Source organism: Micromonospora noduli (assembly GCF_003264365.1).
Lineage (GTDB): Bacteria > Actinomycetota > Actinomycetes > Mycobacteriales > Micromonosporaceae > Micromonospora > Micromonospora noduli.
The window spans coordinates 23,116-42,421 of sequence record NZ_PYAK01000004.1; the positions used below are offsets into that span (position 1 = coordinate 23,116).

15 protein-coding genes are annotated in these 19,306 nt (G+C 71.1%); 4 read left to right on the forward strand and 11 right to left on the reverse strand.

Annotated elements, in window-relative coordinates; all coding sequences use genetic code 11:
• Positions 1-131 precede the first annotated feature (131 nt).
• Together GUI43_RS04425 and GUI43_RS04430 are read right to left on the reverse strand one after the other, a co-directional pair.
• Complete coding sequence (locus tag GUI43_RS04425; RefSeq protein WP_112698175.1) at positions 132-2,519, reverse strand: glycoside hydrolase family 99 protein; 2,388 nt, start codon at positions 2,517-2,519, stop codon at positions 132-134.
• A 124-nt stretch (positions 2,520-2,643) separates the two neighbouring features.
• The gene (locus GUI43_RS04430) at positions 2,644-3,696 is read right to left on the reverse strand and encodes a GDP-mannose 4,6-dehydratase (RefSeq protein ID WP_112698053.1); all 1,053 of its coding nucleotides are present in this window, start codon (positions 3,694-3,696) and stop codon (positions 2,644-2,646) included.
• Between the two features lie 283 nt (positions 3,697-3,979).
• On the opposite strand from GUI43_RS04430, the gene GUI43_RS04435 reads away from it, so the two are divergent.
• Positions 3,980-5,290 (forward strand): glycosyltransferase family 2 protein, encoded by a 1,311-nt coding sequence (locus GUI43_RS04435; protein WP_170158671.1) that lies wholly within the window; start codon positions 3,980-3,982, stop codon positions 5,288-5,290.
• A 12-nt stretch (positions 5,291-5,302) separates the two neighbouring features.
• Complete coding sequence (locus tag GUI43_RS33725) at positions 5,303-5,446, forward strand: hypothetical protein (RefSeq protein ID WP_170158672.1); 144 nt, start codon at positions 5,303-5,305, stop codon at positions 5,444-5,446.
• Between the two features lie 108 nt (positions 5,447-5,554).
• On the opposite strand, the gene GUI43_RS04440 is transcribed toward GUI43_RS33725, so the two are convergent.
• The 4 genes from GUI43_RS04440 to GUI43_RS04445 all read right to left on the reverse strand — a co-directional run bounded on the left by GUI43_RS04440 (position 5,555) and on the right by GUI43_RS04445 (position 7,868).
• Positions 5,555-6,745, reverse strand: a complete 1,191-nt coding sequence (locus GUI43_RS04440; RefSeq protein WP_112698055.1) for a YeiH family protein — start codon at positions 6,743-6,745, stop codon at positions 5,555-5,557.
• On the reverse strand, positions 6,745-6,891 hold the full coding sequence (locus GUI43_RS33730; protein ID WP_170158673.1) for a hypothetical protein: 147 nt from the start codon (positions 6,889-6,891) through the stop codon (positions 6,745-6,747). Before GUI43_RS33730 ends, GUI43_RS04440 begins: the two co-directional genes overlap by 1 nt.
• A gap of 180 nt (positions 6,892-7,071) precedes the next feature.
• Positions 7,072-7,152: a putative leader peptide gene (locus GUI43_RS35070; protein WP_355006783.1), complete on the reverse strand. Its 81-nt coding sequence runs from the start codon at positions 7,150-7,152 to the stop codon at positions 7,072-7,074.
• Positions 7,153-7,244: 92 nt separating this feature from the next.
• Positions 7,245-7,868, reverse strand: coding sequence for a TetR/AcrR family transcriptional regulator (locus tag GUI43_RS04445; protein WP_170158674.1), 624 nt, complete (start codon positions 7,866-7,868; stop codon positions 7,245-7,247).
• 125 nt (positions 7,869-7,993) lie between these two features.
• On the opposite strand from GUI43_RS04445, the gene GUI43_RS04450 reads away from it, so the two are divergent.
• Positions 7,994-9,193, forward strand: a complete 1,200-nt coding sequence (locus GUI43_RS04450) for an FAD-dependent monooxygenase (protein WP_112698057.1) — start codon at positions 7,994-7,996, stop codon at positions 9,191-9,193.
• A 98-nt stretch (positions 9,194-9,291) separates the two neighbouring features.
• On the opposite strand, the gene GUI43_RS04455 is transcribed toward GUI43_RS04450, so the two are convergent.
• Positions 9,292-11,166, reverse strand: a complete 1,875-nt coding sequence (locus GUI43_RS04455; protein WP_112698058.1) for a pectate lyase-like domain-containing protein — start codon at positions 11,164-11,166, stop codon at positions 9,292-9,294.
• Between the two features lie 240 nt (positions 11,167-11,406).
• Here GUI43_RS04455 and GUI43_RS04460 point away from each other — a divergent pair, with 240 nt between their 5' ends.
• A complete protein-coding gene (locus tag GUI43_RS04460) occupies positions 11,407-14,448 on the forward strand; it encodes an AfsR/SARP family transcriptional regulator (protein WP_249037656.1) in 3,042 nt (1,013 codons plus the stop codon).
• Positions 14,449-14,455: 7 nt separating this feature from the next.
• Here the strand turns inward: GUI43_RS04460 and GUI43_RS04465 are convergent, their stop codons facing one another.
• From GUI43_RS04465 to GUI43_RS04480, 4 genes are all read right to left on the reverse strand, one after another.
• Positions 14,456-15,010 (reverse strand): dihydrofolate reductase family protein, encoded by a 555-nt coding sequence (locus GUI43_RS04465; protein WP_112698177.1) that lies wholly within the window; start codon positions 15,008-15,010, stop codon positions 14,456-14,458.
• A 73-nt stretch (positions 15,011-15,083) separates the two neighbouring features.
• Positions 15,084-15,650 (reverse strand): hypothetical protein, encoded by a 567-nt coding sequence (locus tag GUI43_RS04470; protein ID WP_249037648.1) that lies wholly within the window; start codon positions 15,648-15,650, stop codon positions 15,084-15,086.
• 17 nt (positions 15,651-15,667) lie between these two features.
• A complete protein-coding gene (locus tag GUI43_RS04475; protein WP_112698059.1) occupies positions 15,668-17,515 on the reverse strand; it encodes a S9 family peptidase in 1,848 nt (615 codons plus the stop codon).
• Positions 17,516-19,294, reverse strand: a complete 1,779-nt coding sequence (locus GUI43_RS04480; RefSeq protein ID WP_112698060.1) for an N-acetylglutaminylglutamine amidotransferase — start codon at positions 19,292-19,294, stop codon at positions 17,516-17,518.
• Positions 19,295-19,306 lie beyond the last annotated feature (12 nt).

A 19,306-nucleotide genomic window follows, 5' to 3' on the forward strand; every position in this document is an offset into this window, starting at 1 on the left:
CTGCCATCCCTATGACTCCCAGGCAGGTCCAAGCGGTGAGGGCTAGCGAAGTCGGCGCGTAGGGTGGAGTAGACGCACGGACGATGAGATGGGCGGCCGCCGGTCGGCGTCCGGCGGCCGCCCATGCCCGGTCAGCTGGCGTAGACCTCCAGCGTCGACAGTTGCCCGGCCGGCCAGCCGGTGTTGCCAGTGACGGTGATCCGCACGTAACGCGCCTGGGCAGCGGTGAACGTCAGGGTCACCTGGTTACCGGTGGCCGGGTTGAAGGTCCGTCCCGCCGACCCAACGAGCGTCCCGAAGCTCCCCCCATCGGTGCTGCCCTGCACCGAGAGGGTCTGCGTCCGGCTGCCCCACGCCGACGACGGCGGCAGCTTCAAGACCACCCGCCCAACCGTGCGCGACGACCCCAGATCAACCTGGACCCACTGCGGGAACGCGCTGTTGGCGCTCTCCCAGTAACTGTTCGCGTCCCCGTCCACCACGTTGCCCGACCCGTAACTCTGGACGTGGCTGCTCTCCGACGTGGATCGACCCCGGGCCAGGTCCGCGTTGGCCGCGGCGTCCGTGGTGACGGTGACCGCCGAGGACGCGCCCGAGGTGTTGCCGGCGGCGTCGCGGGCCACAACGGTGAAGGTGTACGCGGTCGACGGGCTGAGCCCGCTAACTGTCGCCGTGGTGCCCGTGACTGTGGCGACGACGTTGCCGCCCTGGCGTACCTGGTAGCCGGTCACCCCGGTGTCGTCGGTGGAGGCCGTCCACGCCAGTGACACGCTCGTCGACGTCTTACCGCTTACCGTAAGGCCGCTCGGGGCGGTCGGCGGGTTGTCCGGGACGGTGCTGCCGGCGTACACCTCGACCTGGGCGAGTTGCGCGGCCGGCCAGCCGGTGTTGCCGCTGATGCTGAGGCGGACGTAGCGGGCCGTGGTGGTCGTCAGCGTGCGGGTGACGGTGTTTCCGGTGGCCGGGTCGAAGGCGAACGCGGAGGACCCGGCGATGGTGGCGAAGGAGTTGCCGTCGACGCTGCCCTGCACGGTGATGGTCTGGGTGCGCGCGCCCCAGCCGGCGGGCAACCGCACCACAAGTTTGTTGACCTGGTGGCTGGCGCCGAGGTCGACCTGCCACCAGTGCGGGAAGGCGCCGCCGCCGCTCTCCCAGTAGCTGCCGGCGTTCGAGTCCACAGCGTTCGACGCTGGGAACCCGCCGCCCTGGCTGCTGGCTGAGGTGGGCCGGCCGGCGGCCAGGTTGCCGGTGGCCGGTGGCGGGGTGCCGACCATCGGCGGGGTGGGGCGTACGGCGGTGAGCGCGAGTTGCCCCTTGAGCATCCGGCCGCCGTCGGCCGTGATCCGCAGGTAGTAGTCGGAGGAACAGGCCACGCCGTCCTCGTCGAGGGCCCGGATGTTCGCGCCGGCCGGGGTGGTGGCCTGGGTCTCGGACGTCTTGGCGATCTGGTTGCCCTCGTTGTACTCGTCGAACATGGACACGTAGAGGCCCTGGGAGCCGAGTCGGACCATGTTGTAGATGTGCCGCCAGTAGAAGTCGCCGTGCTTGCGGTGCCCCCCGGCGAGGTCGCCGGGCATCACGCAGGGCAGGTAGTCGATGCCGCGCGCCGCGCAGTCGGCCATGTCGCCGACGTTGACGTTGTTGTAGTACGAGTCCAGCTCTTCCACGGTCCTGGCCCGGTAGACCATCCACGGCGAGATCGCGTGGAACGCGTGGTAGACGTCGAGGAAGCCGGGGCGGGAGTCCTCGATGCCCTGCCGCCACCAGGTGGGCACGCCACCGATGACGTAGCAGCCCTGCGCCTTGAACCAGTTGATGACCTCCAGGCAGGGCCCAGGGGTGAAGGGTCGGCTGGGCTCGCTGAAGCCGAATCCCCAGATGCAGACGACCGGTTTGCGGTTCTGCCGGGCGTACGCGGACGACGCGGTGTGCGCGGCCATCTTCGTCGTCCAGTCGGTCTTGATCTCCGATTGGAAGGTCAGCCAGTCGGTGACGTCGTACATGATGTAGAACTTGCGGTTGTACCGCTCGGCCGCGGAGCGGACCTTCTGCGTCATCGCGTCGCGGGTGGGGCCCTCGTCGCCCATCGGGTTGAACCGTTGCAGCGCGGCGGTGTCGCAGCCGTTCTCCTGCATCCAGCGGAAGTGGGTGTCCACCGTCTGCTGGTCGTACGAGGAGAAGAGGGTGGCCGGCTGGCCGTTGCCCAGGTTGGGGTACGCGGTGGGATAGGTGCGCGTGTACTCGCGCATGTCCGGCCAGGACACGATTGTGGTGTTGGCGGGTGAGGGCGGCTGGAACCGGTCGCGGCCCCAGTGCCACCATCCGCCGATCGGCGCCCCGTCGCCGGGGGCGCTGAACCAGCCCTGGTAGCCGACCGTCACTTTGCCGACCACGTCCCCGGGGGGACTGGCGGCGTGCGCGGGGCTGGACAGGGTGGTGAGCAGCTCGGTGGTGGAGGCGGTGGCGAGGGCGGACCCGGCCAGCACCGATGTGACGAACCTGCGGCGGGAGACCGCCATGAGGACCACTCCTTCGGGACGGAAGGCATTGACGGCCATCGTGGCAGCAGTGGATGCCGACCCGCAAGAGTTAGACTGATCGATGAAAATCCCGATCAGATGACGGGAATTACGCGCTGGCTCGTCAGTGGCTGACGGCCCGCTCCCGCGCCCACAGCGGGGACAGGATCTGGCTTGGGGCCTGGCGGCGGCGGGCGTCGCGCACCGTTGTCCGCACACCCTCGGTGAAGCCGATCTTCGGGTGCCACCCGAGCAAATCTCGCGCCTTCCTGGTGTCCAGCGCCATGTTGCGCACCTCGCCCGGCCAGGGCAGCGGCTCGTAGCGGGCCGCGCTGTCGACGCCGGACGCCTCCCGGACCGTGTCGTACACCTCGTTGACGCTCGTCTGCCGACCCGAGGCGATGTTGACCATTCCCACACCGTTGTGGTGACAGGCGACGGCGATCGCCTCGGCGACATCGCTGACGTGAATGAAATCCCGGGTCTGCGTGCCGTCGTCGTAGATCACCGCCTGCCGACCGCCGAGCAGCGCATCGACCATGAGGGACACCACGCCGCAGTCGCTGCCCTCCTGCCGCGGCCCGTAGACATTCCCGAACACCATCGAGGTGTACGACAGGCCGTGCTGACGCCCGTACCAGTCGAGGTAGTGCACGCCGGCGGCGTTGCTGACGCCGTACGGGCTCACCGGGGCGATCGGATGGTCCTCCCGGACCGGCAGGTCGTGGGCGGCGACGCTACCGAAGATGGCGCTGCTGGTCGCGTTGATCACCAGCCGTACGCCGCTGCGGGCGCAGGCGTCCAGCACGTTGACGGTGCCGAAGACGTTCACGTCGGCGTCGTACAGGGGTGAACGATGGGCCGCGGGAACGCTCGACTGTGCGGCGAGGTGCACCACCACGTCCGGCTGCCACTGGTGGATGATCTCAACACCCTCCGGCGTACGGATGTCACCCGAGACGACGTCCGCCTCGGTCAGTCCGCCGTACGCGGCGTCGGTCAGGTTCTCGATCCGCCCTGTGGAGAAGTTGTCGAGCACCCGGACCTGGCTACCCATCAGCATCAGCCGGGCGACCACGTGGCTGCCGATGAAGCCGGCGCCCCCGGTCACCAGCACGCGCCCGGGAATCAGGTCCGTCGGCGGGTCGACACCGGCGGCGGTAACGGGCAGGTCCATGTCGGACTCCTCGGAACGACGGAACGGTCGGCCCGCTGCGGCAACCGGACGGCCGGACACGACCGTAACCCACCAAAGGCCACCAAACGGACGATCAGTCCGAAGATATGCAAGTTCTAGTGGGTAAAGCTTCTTTTACCTATTCATCACTATTCACCCCTTACCGCTAGTACTTTCTCCCCCGGGGGTGTCCGCCGGCATGCCCTGGGAGCACCGGACGGAGAGGGAGGACGGCGTGTTGAGAGAGACTGTGGGCCCGCCACCGCGACAACCGGGCGGTGACGTGACGAGCGCTCCCCTGCTGTCGGTACTGCTGGTCAGCTGGAACACCCGCGAGCAGACCCGACAGTGCCTGGAGTCGCTGGCGTCGACCGCCGATCCCGATCTGGACTACGAGGTGGTGGCCGTCGACAACGGATCGTCCGACGGCTCAGCCGACCTGCTCGCCGGCCAACCCCGGGTCCGACTGATCCGCAACAAGCACAACAACGGTTTCGCCGCCGCCGTGAACCAGGCGTACCGACGGGCGAATGGGCAGCTGATCCTGCTGCTCACCAGCGACATCCGGTTGCACCCGGGCGCGCTGTCCCGAATGGTCGACCATCTACGGGAGCGGCCGGACGTCGCAGGGGTCAGCCCGCTGTACCTCAACCCGGACGGCACCTTCCAGCAGCACTACGTTCAACAGCCCAGCTTCGCCGCCACCATCGCGCTGGTGACCGCACTGCGCCGACTGCCCGGGTTCCGCCAGGCGCTGCACCGGTTCCAGATGCGGGGCGAGGACTTCAGCCGTCCCCGGCAACTCGCCTCGGGCAGCTGCGTGCTGCTGCGCCGCGCGGTGCTCGGGCAGCAGACCATCTTCGACGAGACGTTCCCCGTCTACTGGAACGACGCGATCCTCGCGCGGCAGCTCGACCAGGCCGGGCACGAGCTGTGGATGCTTCCGGACGCGATGGTGACGCACAGCCGTGGCGCGTCCTGTCGGCTGCTCGGGCCGACCATCCGCTTTCGACACCTGCTGGGCAGCCTGGTCGGGTATCTGCGGATGACCCAGCCCCGGCACCGCTTGCCGGTGTTCCGGGCCGTGCTGCTCGCCGATCACCTGGTCAAGCGACTTTTCGGTCGGTCCGTACCGCTGGGCCTGGGCGACCTGTTAGCCGCGCTGCGCGGCGACGTCGGCCCGCTGCCCGACGGTGACACCCGCGACTGGGTGGTGCTGTTCAGCCGAACCCGCTGGTCTGCCGACGGGCATCCGACGGTGCTGGGGCAACTGGCGCCCGGGCAACGGTTGCTCTTCGTCGACCCACCGGGACGCCGGCCGCGCTGGCGGTGCGAGGTGAGCCCGATCGGCTCGGCGGCCTGGCACGCCGTCGCACCGACCGCGCTGCCGCTGGGTGACTCGGTGCCGCTGGTCAACTGGATCAACCGGCGGATCGCGGCCGGTGCGCTGCGTGACTGGCTGGACCGGCACGCCGGCGCTCGCCTGCTGCGACTCGACGACGAGCGCGCCCGGCCGGTGCTCGGCCGCCTCGGCGAGGACGAGTTGCTGCCCGACGGAGCGCCACGGCCGATGGAGCGGTCGGGCCGTGGCTGAGACAAGCCCGGTGTGCTGCTCGCCGGCGCCGGGCTGGGCGCGGTGCTGACCGTGGTCACCCTGGCACCCGGGCCGGTCGGCCTGGCTGCCGCCATCGGCGTGCTGTGTGCCGGAGCGTTCCTAAGCGTGCTTGCCGACGGGCGACCGGTTCGGTAGCACCGCGCGCCGGCCACCTCGACGCCACCACCCCGCTGATCGTGATGGGGCCGGAGCCAGCCTGGCTCCGGCCCCGAACGTCCGTGCGGGTGCGGACGACCGGCCGCCTCAGGCCGAGAAGTTGCGGAACAGCAGGGACGCCAGGCCGAGCGCCAACGCCAGGTTGAACACTGTGGCACTGGCGAAAACCGCCACCGGTCGCCAACCCGCCTCCCGCAGCGACGCGACCCGGACCTCCAGGCCGATGCTGACGAAGGCCAGGATCAGGAACCACACCCGCAGATCGTTGACGATGGCGATGGTGGCCTTGCCGTCTGCGCCAGCCGCGTCGAGGTACCAGGTGGCGGTGACCGAGGCCGCGATGAAACCGAGGACGAACTTAGGGAACCGCGTCCACAGCTCACCGAGGCCCGGTCGGGCCGCGCCGGGCCGTCGTTCCACCCGCAGTGTGAAGTACGCGGTGAGCGCGACCGCCACCACGCCCATCAGGGCGTTCTGGGTGACCTTGACGATGCTGGCGATCTGGAGCGCCTCCTCACCGGCGAGCGCTCCCGCCGCGGTGACCGCTGCTGTGGTGTCGATGTTGCCACCGATCCAGGCGCCGGCCACCGCGTCGGAGAGCCCGAACACGTCGGCCAACCAGGGCAGGACGAAGATCGACGGCAACGCGAAGACGATGACCAGGCTCGCCGTGTAGGCCAACTGCTCGCGGCGCGCCCGCACGGCGCCGGCGGCGGCGATCGCCGCGCTGACCCCGCAGATCGACACCGCCGACGCGAGCAGCGCCCGCAGCTTGTCGTCGAGGCCGAACCTGCCGGCCAACCACCAGGTGAACAGGAACACCCCGCTGATCAGCAGAATCGCCTGGGCGATCGCCGGGCCGGCGGCGCTGGCGATGACGGCCAGGTTGATCGACGCCCCGAGCAGCACCAGACCGGTCTTGATGAAGAACTCGGTCCGGAACGCGGCGGCGATCCGGTCCCGCCACCCGAGCACTGTGACGGCGACGTTGCCGAGCAGGCCGAGCAGGATCGCGTAGACCGGGTACTCGACCGCCGCTCCGATGTCCTCGACGGCGGTGCCCTCGGCCCAGGCCGGGATGTTCTGCTCCAGGTAGCGGGTGAGCGCGGCGAGACCGACCACGATCAGCAGGCCGAGCGCCGTCCACGCCCAGAACGCCGCGCTGGTCGGCTCGGCGGTGCTCGACGACGCGTCGCGTTCGACCACGTCCTCGGTGGGCGGGTCGTCAGCGGAGGCGGTGCCGGGCTGAGTGCCCGTCCGGGTCGCGTCGGCGGTCATCAGGGCACCAGCCCGGCGGGGATGGCGCCCAGCAGGACCAGGGCGAGCAGGGCCAGGCCGAGGATGGTCGCCAGCCAGTCCTCGTTGAAGGCGAGCCGGGAATCTCCGGCGGTCTCCGGGTTGGGCGGTGACGGATCGGTGGTCATGACGTACCTCCAGGAATGGCCCGATCCGGCCGTGGCGGGATCGGTTGAGGGGCGAGCAAGTGAGACGGGCGGCCTCGGTGACCGCGCGGAGGCCGCCGGGCCGGTTGGGCCATCGGACGGCGCGTGATTCGGCAGCGGGGCCAGACGAACGATGCGGTGGTGCCAGCGCTCAGTCGGTGGTCAGCGACCCGGACAGAGCTCAGAGGCGACCCGCATCAGGTCAACGGCCCGACGCGAGGTGAGGAACGGACCATCCGGCATTGGCCCATTTTCCTACTAACCCAGTAGGAATTCAAGACCGTGAGCGAGATTGCCAACCAACCGTTGACGACCGGCGGGGGCGGTCCTGCGGCTCAAGCCGCGTCAGTGGTTTTCCCTGAATGGGCGGGGTCAGGCCTGCCCTGCTGCGGTCGGAGCCCATCCATGATGACCGACACGTAGGCCTCGGAGAGTGCTCGTGATGCCGACTCCGACCTCGCGATCGCGTAGGTCACCTCGCTGATCAATACGGTGACGACGGCGGCGTCAATGTCGGTACGGATTGCACCGCTGTCGCGGGCCCTGGCGATCAGGTCGAGCCCGACCTTGTTCAGAGCTGCTCGTTGCGCCGTCGTGTCCGGCAGCTGCATTCCGCCGAGCCGCTCTCCCATGATCCAGTGCGCCGACTGGAACGCGATCACCTCGACGAGGAAGCCTCGAAGAGCCTGTTCGGCATTCGGCTCAAGCAGCGCATGCCGGCCCCGCTGAATGAGCGGTTCGAGCAGCTCGGCCACGGCCGCGTCGATGAGGGCCTCCTTGCTGCCGAAGGTGCGCACGACAGTGGCCGCTCCCACGCCCGCCCTCTGCGAGATGGCGTCGACGGTGATAGAGACGCCCCCCTCGACGAAGAGGTCCTTCGTCGCCGCCAGCACGCGTTGGCGATTGCGGACGGCGTCCGCCCTGCGTCGGGTCACACCGCTGGCCGCAGGGGTTGACATCTGAAACGTCCATTCCATATCGTAAGTGGAACGTGCATTTCAGTTAGCTTACGAAACCTCACCCGACCACGCAAGCGGCCCAGGTGCCACCGGCGTGCTCCTCGCTGCACGGCAAGGAGGAGTCAATGAACCAGCGGATTCTCATCTCCGGGGCCAGCATCGCGGGGCCGGCCCTGGCGTTCTGGCTGGCCAGGTACGGTTTTGCGCCCACCGTGGTCGAGCGTGCGCCCCGCCTCCGCGAGGGCGGCAACGGTGTTGACGTACGCGGGCAGGCCGTTGACGTCGTCGAGCGGATGGGGATCATGTCGCGGACCCGCGCGGCGGCGGCCGACGTCATTGGCATGTCCTTCGTGGACAGAAATGACCGAAGTGTGGCCCGCATCGACATGCGGGCGATCCAGGGCAGGGCCGCCAGCTCCGAGGTCGAGATCATGCGCGGCGACCTGGCGGCGATCCTTCACGAGACGACAAAGGACGACGTCGAGTACGTCTTCGATGATTCGATCCGCACCATGGACCAGGACGACGATGGTGTGACGGTCACCTTTGAGCACGGCCCGACCCGCCGGTTCGACCTCGTCGTCGGCGCCGACGGCACACACTCCGCGGTGCGGAATCTGGCCTTCGGCCCGGAGTCGCAGTTCCTCCGGCACCTGGGGCACTACTTCGCGTCCGCCAACGCGGACCCTGGCTTGGGTGAGCAGCGGTGGGTGACGCTCTACAACCGACCAGGCCGGGCCGCGGGGATCTATCGCTCGGGCAACCACGCCGGCGCGAAGGTGAACTTTCTGTTCCGCAGCAAGCCCCTGATGTACGACCACCGGAACGTCGAGCAGCAGAAGCGTCTGCTGAGGCAGGCGTTCGCCGACATGCCGTGGCACGTCCCGGAACTGCTGGCCGGTGCGCTCACCGGTCCTGACTTCTACTTTGACGCGTTGAGCCAGGTACGGATGGCGTCGTGGTCATCGGGACGGGTGGCGCTCGCTGGGGACGCTGCGCACTGTGCGTCACCGGCTGCGGGTGCCGGGGCGACGCTGTCCCTCATCGGCGCCTACCGACTCGCGGGAGAACTGGCCGCTGCTGGCGGGGATCATCGGATCGCCTTTCGCCGGTACGAACAGGGCCACCGAAAGATGGTCGAGCGGAGTCAGTCGAACCTCTTCATCGGCATGATCGCGCCGAAGAGCACCGCAGGCATCTGGGCTCGGAACACGGTTGCCCGACTCCCATTGCTGGGAGCCATGGCGGGAGTGGAACGACGCCTACAGCCCAGGCTCCTGCCACTGCCGGACTTCGGACCGGCCGCCGGGTCACAGCCGAGCTAGGCGACCACCCGCAGCGGGTCAGTCAGGGCCCCGACAAACCAGCCCAGAGGGGCCGGAGCCATCGCCGGCTCCGGCCCCGTCGGTACGCCCGATCCCCGCTACGGGGTCGGGTACTGGGTCAGGTACACCGGAGCGCCGACCTTGGTCATGTCGGCCGCGTCCCCGACGCCGTTGACCACGTGGTCGATCGTGCCGGCGCTGAGGTTGACGGTCATGATGTGGTGCAGCCGCACCCCGGGCCGGTTCGGGACCTCGAAGCCGTTCTCGGTGTGGATCGACGGGTTGTTCTGGTTGAACACGTACACCCCGCCCCCGTACAGGGTGTGGTGACGCACCCGGTCACCCACCTTGTACCCGGCCCAACCCTCGACCGCGCCGTTCATCCAGTCGGCCTGCGTCGGCGGGTCGTACGGCAGCTCGTTCTGGTAGAGGATCGTGGTGCCGTGCTCGCCGTTCCAGACCGTGTTGTAGCGCTGGAAGTGCTCGACGAACAGCCCCGTCGCTGTCACGTGGTCGCCGTTGATGACGGCCCCGTAGCGACCGGTGTTGGTACGCCAGCGGTCGGTGTCACCGTTGACGCCCTCGGTGAAGCCCTCGACGCCGTGATCACCGCGCCACACCCAGGTGTGGTCGATGAGCACGTTGTCGCTGTTGACCTCCAGCGCGGTGTTCGTCCGCCCGATGTGCGGGCCGCCGACCCGGAAGTACACGTCGGAGAGCGTGGTCGGGTTGTGCGGGCTGCTCGCGTTGCGGCCGTGCTCACGTCCGACCCGCAGCAGGACCGGCGACTCGACGAGGCCGGCGTCGATCGTGACACCGGCGACGATCACCCCGGGAACACCGGCCACGTCCAGCGGGATCGCGCCGTTCACGGCGGTCAGGGTGGCGTGCCCGATCCCCAGCACCACTGTGTTCGGACGCCGGACCTCGATGCTGCGCGCGATGTCGTACGTGCCGGGCGTGAGCAGCAGGTGCTTGCCGCGCGCCAACTGGCTGTTGATCACGCGCACCGAGTCCGACGGCTTGGCGATGAAGAAGTCGCCGATCCCGATGGTGCGCCCCGGCGTGATGCCGTCAGCCCAGGAGACGCCCCGGCTGTCGCGCTGCGCGGCGGGCACCCGCACCTGGTAGCGCCCCTTGCCGTCGACGAAGAGGTAGGGCTTCTCCCGGCTGAGCGGGGTGGTCTCCAGTGTGGTGTACGGCGGGTCGGGGAACGTGGCGTCGTCCGGCGCGCCCTCGACCCCCGCGAACACCTGGTTCCACACCGCGTTGGACCAGCTACCGACCTCGCTGTTGCGGGTCAGCCACTGTTGCTGCGAACCGTTCGTCGTGGCCGGCAGCCGTGAGTCGGCGATGAACCCGCCGCTGGCGTACTGCGGGCCGGCGGTGCAGTAGTCCATCAGCGACAGACCGCCGCCGCCGATGTTCAGTCGGCGCATCGACACCGCCTGGGAGACCGCCCAGAAGTTCGCCGACGACCGGCAGTCGTCCTGGCCGGCCGCGTTGATGGTGAGCGAGAGGTTGGACAGGGTGCGCCAGAAGTTGACCAGCGCGAGGCAGTTGCCGGTGCCGCCGTCGGCCAGGCAGCGGTTGTAGACCTCCAGCTTGCCGTTGACGGTGACGTCGGTGGGCGAGGCGCCCAGGCCGGACACCTCGGTGTAGTAGCCGACCTTGGCCTGCAACGGCTGCGCCGCCGTGCCGTACGTGCCGGGCTTGAACAGGTAGGCGTGCCGCTCGGTGCCCATCTCGTTGTCGACCTGCCGGGCGTGCGCCGCGTCGAGGGTCTGCTGGATCTCGGCGACCGGCATGGACGGGTCGAAGATGGTCACGTTCGGGCCGAAGTCGGGTGCGCCGTGCGTCGGGCGGCCGGCGACGGCCGCCGTGCTGGCCATCGTGGTGGCGGTGGTCAACACCAGGGCGAGCAGCAGGGTACGACCGGATCTCCGGCGCACTTCTGGGGACGGGGTTGTCATGTGGTTCGTCCTCTCCGCTGGCCGGGCGTACTTCCGGCGCAGCTGGGGGCGGTGAGAGCGCTCTCTGACCCTTGCCGCCGGAGGTTGGACCGGGCCGGAAGGGGTTGAGATGTTTCTACCCGTTAATGCGGCCGCACGCCACGAGCGCCGCACCGCGAATGTTGACGGGTGGGTCGCTCGCGGCGCCGGTGCGCGGTGGACGCGCTCGTGGTCGGCCTGGGTCGCCTGCGCGCGGTTAGGATGACCGCCGTGCAGTTCGGGGTGCTCGGGCCGCTCGCCGTGACCACGGACGCCGGCGAGCCGGTGGTGGTGCCCGGCACCAAGGTACGGGCGTTGCTGGCCGACCTGTTGGCCAACCGCAACCAGGTGGTCTCGGCGGACCGCCTCATCGACGACCTGTGGGGTGACGACGCCCCCGCCAATCCGGCCGGCGCGCTCCAGGTGCGGGTGTCGCAGCTGCGCAAGGCGCTCAACGATGCCGAGCCCGGCGCCCGTGAGCTGGTCGAGTCCCGGCCACCCGGCTACCTGCTGCGGGTCGACGCGGTCGACGTCGACCGTTTCGACGAGCTGGCCCGCTGCGCCGACGTCGAACGGTTGACCGAGGCCCTCACGTTGTGGCGCGGCGAGGCGTACGCCGACGTGGCCGACGCCGAGTTCGTGCGGGCCGAGGCGGCCCGCCTCGCCGAGCAGCGCCTCGTCGTTCAGGAGCGGTTGGCGCAGGCCCGGCTGGCCCGGGGTGAGCATGACCTGGTGGCCGCGGACCTGGCCGAGCTGGTCGCCAGACATCCGCTGCGCGAAGGCCTGCGGGCGGTGCAGCTACGCGCGTTGTACGCGGCCGGCCGCCAGTCCGAGGCGTTGGAGAGCTACGCCGAGCTGCGGGCCCGGCTCGCCGAGGAGTTGGGCCTCGACCCCGGCCCGGAGTTGGTCGCTCTGCACCGCAGGATCCTCGAACAGGATGCCGGCCTGAACGCCCCGCCGAAGGCGGCGATCATCCGGAACAACCTGCCGGCCCCGCTCGACGAGTTGATCGGCCGGGACGAGGCGCTGGCCGAGCTGCGGGCGTTGCTGCCCCGCCAGCGGCTGGTCACGCTGGTCGGGCCGGGCGGCGTCGGCAAGACCCGGCTGGCCACCGAAACAGCCCGCGCGTCGTCCTACCCGGACGGTGTCCGACTGGTCGAGCTGGCCCCACTTCCGGCCGGAGACGCCCGCGTCGCCGAACAGGTGCTCGGCGCTCTGGGCGCCCACGAGGCCGCCGGAACGACCCAGTCCCCCGCCGACCGGGTGGTCACGGCCCTGCGGCACCGGCAGTTGCTGCTCGTGCTGGACAACTGCGAGCACGTCATCGAACCGGTCGCCGAGCTGGTCGCCCGGCTGCTGCGCGACGTGTCCGGGGTGAGCGTGCTGGCCACCAGCAGAGAGCCACTCGGGCTGACCGGTGAGCTGCTCTGGGAGGTACCCCCTCTGCCGGTGCCCGACGACGGTGACCTGGACGAGGTCCGGCGCTCGGCGGCGGCCCGGTTGTTCGTCGCCCGCGCCGCCGCGCAGCAACGCGGTTTCCGCCTCGACCGGCAGACCGCGACGGCGGTGGCCCAGCTCTGCCGCCGCCTCGACGGTCTGCCGCTGGCGTTGGAGCTGGCCGCGACCCGGGTCCGCGCGCTGGGCGTACGCGGGGTGGTGGACCGGCTCGACGACCGGTTCCGGCTGCTCACCACCGCGCAGCGGGACGTGCCACCCCGGCAGCGGACACTCACCGCGGTGATCGGCTGGAGCTGGGACCTCCTGGACGAACCCGACCGGGTGGTGCTCGCCCAACTGGCGGTGTTCCCGGACGGCTGCACCCCGGAGGCCGCCGAACAGGTCTGCCGAACCGACCTGGACGCCCTCGCCCGACTGGTGGACCGGTCGCTGGTGGTGCTCGACGACTCCGGCGCGGCCCCCCGCTACCGGCTGCTCGAATCGGTGGCCGCGTTCTGCCTGGAACGCCTCACCGACGCCGACGAGGTACGCGGGCGGCACGCCAGCTACTACACCGAGCTGGCCGAACGCGCCGACCCCGGGCTGCGCGGGGCCGACCAGCAGCGGTGGCTGGCCCTGCTCGACACCGAACTGGCGAACCTGCGCTCGGCGCTGGCGCACGGTGGCGGGCTGCGCCTGGCGGTCGCGCTGAGCTGGTACTGGTTCCTGCGCGGCCGGCTCACCGAGGCACGGCGGGCGCTGGCGGTGCCCGGCAACCCGGAGCAGGAGGCCCGCGCGGCACCCTGGCGGGTCGGCTTCGCCCTGTCACAGGGTGAGGTGATCGCACCGGACGACGTGCGCGCCGCAGTGGCCGCCGACCCGGACAGCCACGCCGCGTGGTTCGCGGCCAACGCGGTGATCGAACACGGCGACCTGACCCTGGTGTCGGAGCTGCTCCCCACCACCGCCACCGACCCGTGGACCGAGGCCGCGGTGCTCACCTCCCTGGCCCACATCGCCCACGCCAACGGCGACCAGGCCACCCTGGAGCGCACCGCGACCCGCAGCGCCGCGCTCTTCGCCGACCTCGGCGACCGGTGGGGTCGGCTCCGGGCGACCGAGTGGGTGGGTGGGCTGGCCGACATGCGCGGCGAGCACGAGCGCGCCGCCGCGCTGCACCGGGAGGGGCTGCGCTGGGCCGAGGAGTTGGCGCTGTGGCCGCAGGTCTGCGCCGAGCTGTCCTGGCTGGCCTGGCTCGCCGTGCAGACCCGCGACTACGCCCAGGGTCGGGAACTGGCCGAACGCGCCTATGACCTGGCGGTGGAGCAGGGCTCGCCCGGCGCGCTGATCTTCGCGGAAATGAGCCTCGGGCTGGCCGCCCGCCGCGACGGCAAGCTCGACCTGGCCGTCACCCACCTCAGCCACCTGGTCGACCTGGGTCGGGGAGAGAACCAACCCGCGCTCTACCTGCCGATGGTGCTGGTGGAGCTGGGCTACGCGGTCGAACAGGGCGGCGACCCGGACGCCGCGTTGGCCCTGCACGTCGAGGCGTTCGAGGTCGCCGAGGCGATGGCGACGATGCGGGACGCGATCAACCCACTGGAGGGAATGGCGGCGGCGGTCCGCTCCCCCGAGGTCGCCGCCCGGCTGCTGGGCGCCGCGGCCGCCGCCCGGCTCGCCACGCAGTCGCCCGCCGCGCCGGCCGAACGCGACGACACCGACCGGACGACAGCGCGACTGCGGGCCGAACTCGGGCCGGAACGCTTCGAGGCGCTGCTCGCCGAGGGCGCGAAGCTGAGCCCGGGCGAGGCCCGGGCCCAGCTCTGACCGGTGCTCAGGGGGTCACCTTCGGCGCGTACGAGGCGACGATCACGCCGCTCTTGTGCACCCGGGTGTCGACCAGGTCGAACGACCCCTTGACGTCGGTCAGCGGCGCGGTGAGGCTGGGGCCGCCCTCCAGCACCGGGTGGATCCAGAACCGGACCTCGTCCACCAGGCCCGCCCGGATCAGCTGGGCGGTGACCGAGCCGAAGCCGTACTGGATGATGTTCTTGCCCGGCTGGGCCTTGAGCGCGGTGACCGCCTCGACCAGATCGCCCTGGAGCACCTCGGTGTTGTTCCAGGTGGGGTTGGTCAGGGTGGTCGAGGCGACGTACTTCTTGACGTTGTTGAAGTACGCGGCGCCGGTGGTCGGGTCGCTCTCATCCATGTTCGGCCAGACGGAGGAAAAGCCGTCGTAGGTGGCCCGGCCCATCAGCATCGCGTCGGCCGCCTCGGTCTGCGCACCGGCCAGGCTGGCGGCCTCCTCGTCGAAGTACGGCATGGTCCACATCGGGTTGTCGATGACGCCGTCGAGGGTGATGTAGGTCGAGTTGATGAGCTTGCGCATCGGGATCTCCTGGATGTTTGTCGTGCTCTCCGGTGACACCCAGAACTCTGCCGGAGCCCGCTTACGATTCGCTTCAGGTGCTCTTACCCGCGTCGTCGACCGGGCCCTGCGCCGGGTCGGTCAACGGGATCGGCAGCGCCTGCGGGGTCACAGTGCCGCCGCCGGTCGAGTGGGCTGGCGCGGGGCGGTCACCGCCGCGGCTGTGCAGCCGTCCGCGCCCGGCCGGACCGGCCCGCCGGGTCACCTCGACGGTCACCATCCGCACCGGCGGTGGCGGCGCGGTGAAACGCCCGACGCCCCACCGCACCCAGATCGGGATCCGCCCGGCGTCCGCCTCCGCGCGCAGCTTCTGCACCGTACGGGCCCGGTCGGTGTGGTCGACCTCCACCACGACGGGCGGGCCGTCCGGACGGGCACACGCCACGTCGAGCACCGAGTGCCGCTGCTCCAGCGGCGGTGGCAACGGCAGCACGCTGGGCGCGCGCCGGTAGACCCGCCAGCCCTGGGCCTCGGCCCACCGCACCACCGAGTCGATCACCCGCGCGGTGACCTCGTCGGTGTCCAGGTCGACGAAGGTCACCTCGGCCAGCCAGCGACCGAGGTCCGCGGCCAACCGCTCGTCCTGCGCCGCGACCTCCACCGGCGCAGGATAACGCCTCAGCCGACGACGGTCGTCCTCGCGGCGAGGTGCCGGGTCAGCCAGCCGGTGGTGGCCGTACGGGCCGCCTCGACGTTTGTCCGCGCCAGGAAGTCGTGCCCCTCCCCGGCGAGCACCAGGTGCCCGTGCGGCACACCGCGGTCGGCGAGGGCCTGGGCGACCTGCGCCGACTCGCCCGCCGGCACGTTTGTGTCGTTGGCGCCGTGGATCAGCAGCACCGGCACGTCCAGCCGGTCGATGTGGGTCAGCGGGGAGAGGTCACGCAGCAGCTCGGCGTCCCGGTGCGGGTCGCCGTACTTGCTGACGGCGGCGGCGGCGATCCACGGCTCGGTGCCGGCGAAGAAGGTCCGGAAGTCGGAGATGCCGCACTCGGCGACCCCGGCGGCGAACAGACCGGGGAAGTTCACCAGCACCGCGAGGACCAGGTAACCGCCGTAGGAGCGGCCCAGAACGCCGAGCTGGCCGGGTCGGGCGACGCCGGCGTCGACGAGGAAGTCGGCGCAGGCCGCCACGTCGGCGATCGCACCGTAGCGGCCGGCGAGGTTGTCGGCGGCGACGAACGAACGGCCGAACCCGGACGACCCACGCACGTTGGGCGCGAAGACCGCGATGCCCTGCGCCACCAGGGCCTGGAACAGCGGGTTGTAGCCGGGACGCTCCTGCGCCTCCGGGCCACCGTGCAGGCTGATCGCGGTCGGCCAGGGGCCCGGCCCGGCCGGGCGGTAGAGCCAGCCGGAGAGCGGCAGCCCGTCGCGAGCCCGCAGGTCGACCAGTTGCGGCGCGACACCGGCATCGTCCGTACGCGGGACGCCCGTGTCCGGCCGCAGCGGGCGCGGCGCCCCGGTCGACGGGTCGACCAGCCAGACCTCCCGTGGTTGCACCGGCCCCTGGGCGGTGAGGCAGAGCAGGTCGCCGTCGGCGGCGAAGACGGCGTCGCCGAGCACCTCGCCGGGGGCGGTGACGGCACGCTGCACACCGCTGGCGAAGTCGAGCATGCTCAGCTCGCTGCGCCCGCCGTAGGTGTTCCACAGCAACGCGCCGCGCTGCCCGTCCGCGCTGGCCGTGACGTGTTCCAGCTCGGCGTCCGGTCGCCCGGCGAGCCGGGTCGGCGGCTGCTCCGGTCGAGTCAGGTCGACCCGCACCAGCGCGGCGAGTTCGGAGTACGCGTCGGTGCGGGCCAGCACGCTCGTGCCGTCCGGACCGAACCAACCCTGGTCGGTGCTGCCCCGCCCGGTGTCCGGGAACAGCCGCCGCCGAACGCCTGTGGCCACGTCGAGCACCTCCAGCCAGCGGGCGTTACGGGGACCGCGGCGCAGCAGAGCGGTGCCGGCGTCCGGGGTCACGTCCAGGAGGGTGAGCAGGTCGCCCTGGGCGAGCACCCGCCGGTGGCCGGTGGCCGCATCGACCAGCACTGCCTGCCCGTGCACGTCGGTCTCGGTGACCGCCAGCACCGCGCCGTGCGGCAGCCAGCCGGCCAGCGCGGCGCTGCGGCGACCGAACCCGGCGACCTGGTGGCGTCGCGTGCCGTCCGGGCGCAGCACCCACAGCTCGGTGCGGGGCGCGCCACCGGGGGCGACGACACAGGCCAGCCACTGGCCGTCCGGGGACCAGCTCAGCGCCAGGACCGGCTCGTCACCGACGGGCAGCGCGACGGGCGCACCCGCGTCGACCTCGCAGACCCAGACGCCGGGCGTGCCGGCCCGGTCGGAGAGGAACGCCACCCGGCGGCCGTCGGGGGACGGCGCGGGGGCGAAGTCCTCGCTGATCGGCACCGGCGGTGACACCGGCCGGTGGCTCGCGGGTCGGGGCCGCCGGGTGGTGCGGGGCGGCTCAATCCGTACGCTCATCTAAACCCCGATCCGCTGCAACCAGAGCTCCAGCAGCCCGAGCTGCCAGAGCGCGTTGGAGCCCAGCGTGGTCCGCCGGGCGTTGGGCGCGTCCAGCAACTCCTCCAGGTAGTCCTTGCGGAACAGGCCCCGCTCGCGCGCCGGTCGGGCGGTCAGCGCGTCCCGCACGTCGTCGAGCAGTGGGCCGGAGAGGTGCCGGATGGCGGGCACCGGGAAGTAGCCCTTCGGCCGGTCGATCACCTCGTCCGGGACGATGCCCCGGCTCGCCGCCTTCAGCACACCCTTGCCGCCCTGCGCCAGCTTCATGGCCGGTGGGCAGGCGGCGGCCAGCTCGACGACCTCGTGGTCGAGGAACGGCACGCGGGCCTCCAGCCCCCAGGCCATCGTCATGTTGTCGACCCGCTTGACCGGGTCGTCGACAAGCATCACCAGGCTGTCCAGGCGTAGCGCCGCGTCCAGCGCGGTGTCCGCGCCGGGCGCGCCGAAGTGCGCGGCGACGAACTCCAGGCTGGCGTCGTGGTCGAGCATCCACTCGGGCGCCAGGTGCCCGCCGAGCGCGTCGTGGCGACGATCGAAGAACACCCGGGCGTACGCCTCGACGGCGTCCGTGCGGGCCACGTTGGCCATCGGCGGGTACCAGTCGTAGCCGGCGAGAATCTCGTCGGCGCCCTGCCCGGACTGCACCACGGTGATCCGCTGCGAGACCTCCTCGGAGAGCAGGTGGAACGCGACGCAGTCGTGGCTGACCATCGGCTCGCTCATCGCCGCGATGGCCTGGTGCACGGCGGGCACGAACCGCTTCGCGCCGATGCGGATCTGCTGGTGGTCGGTGTCGAAGTGGCGGGCGATCAGGTCGGAGTAGTGGAACTCGTCGCCGCTCTCCCCCGCCGCCGCCTCGAAGCCGATGCTGAAGGTGGCCAGGCCGGTCTGGCCCTGCTCGGCCAGCAGGGCGACGATCAGGCTGGAGTCGAGACCGCCGGAGAGCAGCACGCCGACCGGCACGTCGGCGACCATCCGCCGTCGTACGGCGCTGCGCAACGCCGCCATGAGCCGTTCCTGCCACTCGTCGGCGGACATGGCGGGGGCGGCGGCCCGGTTGAACCCCGGCCGCCAGTAGGTGGTGTCGGTGCTCCGGCCGTCCGCGGTGATCACCCGCACGGTGGCCGGCGGCAACTTGCGGACCCCGGCGAGGATCGTGCGCGGCGGCGGCACCACCGAGTGGAAACTCATGTAGTGGTGCAGCGCCACCGGGTCGAGGTCGGTGTCCACGTCACCGGCGGCGAGCAACGCCGGCAGGGTCGAGGCGAAACGCACCCGGCCCGGCCCCTCGGCCAGGTAGAGCGGTTTGATGCCGAGCCGGTCCCGGGCCAGCACCAGGGTGTGCGTGGCCAGCTCGACCAGGGCGAACGCGAACATCCCGTAGAACCGCTCGACGCAGGCCGTCCCCCACCGGTGGTACGCCTTGAGGATCACCTCCGTGTCCGAGGTGGAGCGGAAGGAGTAGCCGGCGGCGGTCAGCTCGTCGCGCAGCTCCCGGTAGTTGTAGATGCAGCCGTTGAAGACCACGGCCAGACCCAGCTCGGTGTCGACCATCGGCTGGGCGCCCGCGTCGGACAGGTCGATGATGCGCAGCCGGCGGTGCACCAGGGCCACCGGCCCCTGCTGCCACCGACCCTCGCCGTCCGGGCCCCGGGAGGCCAGGGCGGGGAGCATCCGCTCGACGGCGGCCAGGTCCGGTGGCGCCCCGTCGAGGCGGAACTCGCCTCCGATACCGCACATGGCACACACCTT

Bases quoted from the DNA above. Each gene is read 5' to 3' on its own strand.
- GUI43_RS04440 (WP_112698055.1), bottom strand. From the start codon at position 6,745: ATGACCGCCGACGCGACCCGGACGGGCACTCAGCCCGGCACCGCCTCC.
- GUI43_RS04465 (WP_112698177.1), bottom strand. From the start codon at position 15,010: ATGCGCAAGCTCATCAACTCGACCTACATCACCCTCGACGGCGTCATC.
- GUI43_RS04480 (WP_112698060.1), bottom strand. From the start codon at position 19,294: ATGTGCGGTATCGGAGGCGAGTTCCGCCTCGACGGGGCGCCACCGGAC.
- GUI43_RS33730 (WP_170158673.1), bottom strand. From the start codon at position 6,891: ATGACCACCGATCCGTCACCGCCCAACCCGGAGACCGCCGGAGATTCC.
- GUI43_RS35070 (WP_355006783.1), bottom strand. From the start codon at position 7,152: ATGCCGGATGGTCCGTTCCTCACCTCGCGTCGGGCCGTTGACCTGATG.
- GUI43_RS04445 (WP_170158674.1), bottom strand. From the start codon at position 7,868: ATGTCAACCCCTGCGGCCAGCGGTGTGACCCGACGCAGGGCGGACGCC.
- GUI43_RS04455 (WP_112698058.1), bottom strand. From the start codon at position 11,166: ATGACAACCCCGTCCCCAGAAGTGCGCCGGAGATCCGGTCGTACCCTG.
- GUI43_RS04450 (WP_112698057.1), top strand. From the start codon at position 7,994: ATGAACCAGCGGATTCTCATCTCCGGGGCCAGCATCGCGGGGCCGGCC.
- GUI43_RS04425 (WP_112698175.1), bottom strand. From the start codon at position 2,519: ATGGCGGTCTCCCGCCGCAGGTTCGTCACATCGGTGCTGGCCGGGTCC.
- GUI43_RS04460 (WP_249037656.1), top strand. From the start codon at position 11,407: ATGACCGCCGTGCAGTTCGGGGTGCTCGGGCCGCTCGCCGTGACCACG.
- GUI43_RS04475 (WP_112698059.1), bottom strand. From the start codon at position 17,515: ATGAGCGTACGGATTGAGCCGCCCCGCACCACCCGGCGGCCCCGACCC.
- GUI43_RS04430 (WP_112698053.1), bottom strand. From the start codon at position 3,696: ATGGACCTGCCCGTTACCGCCGCCGGTGTCGACCCGCCGACGGACCTG.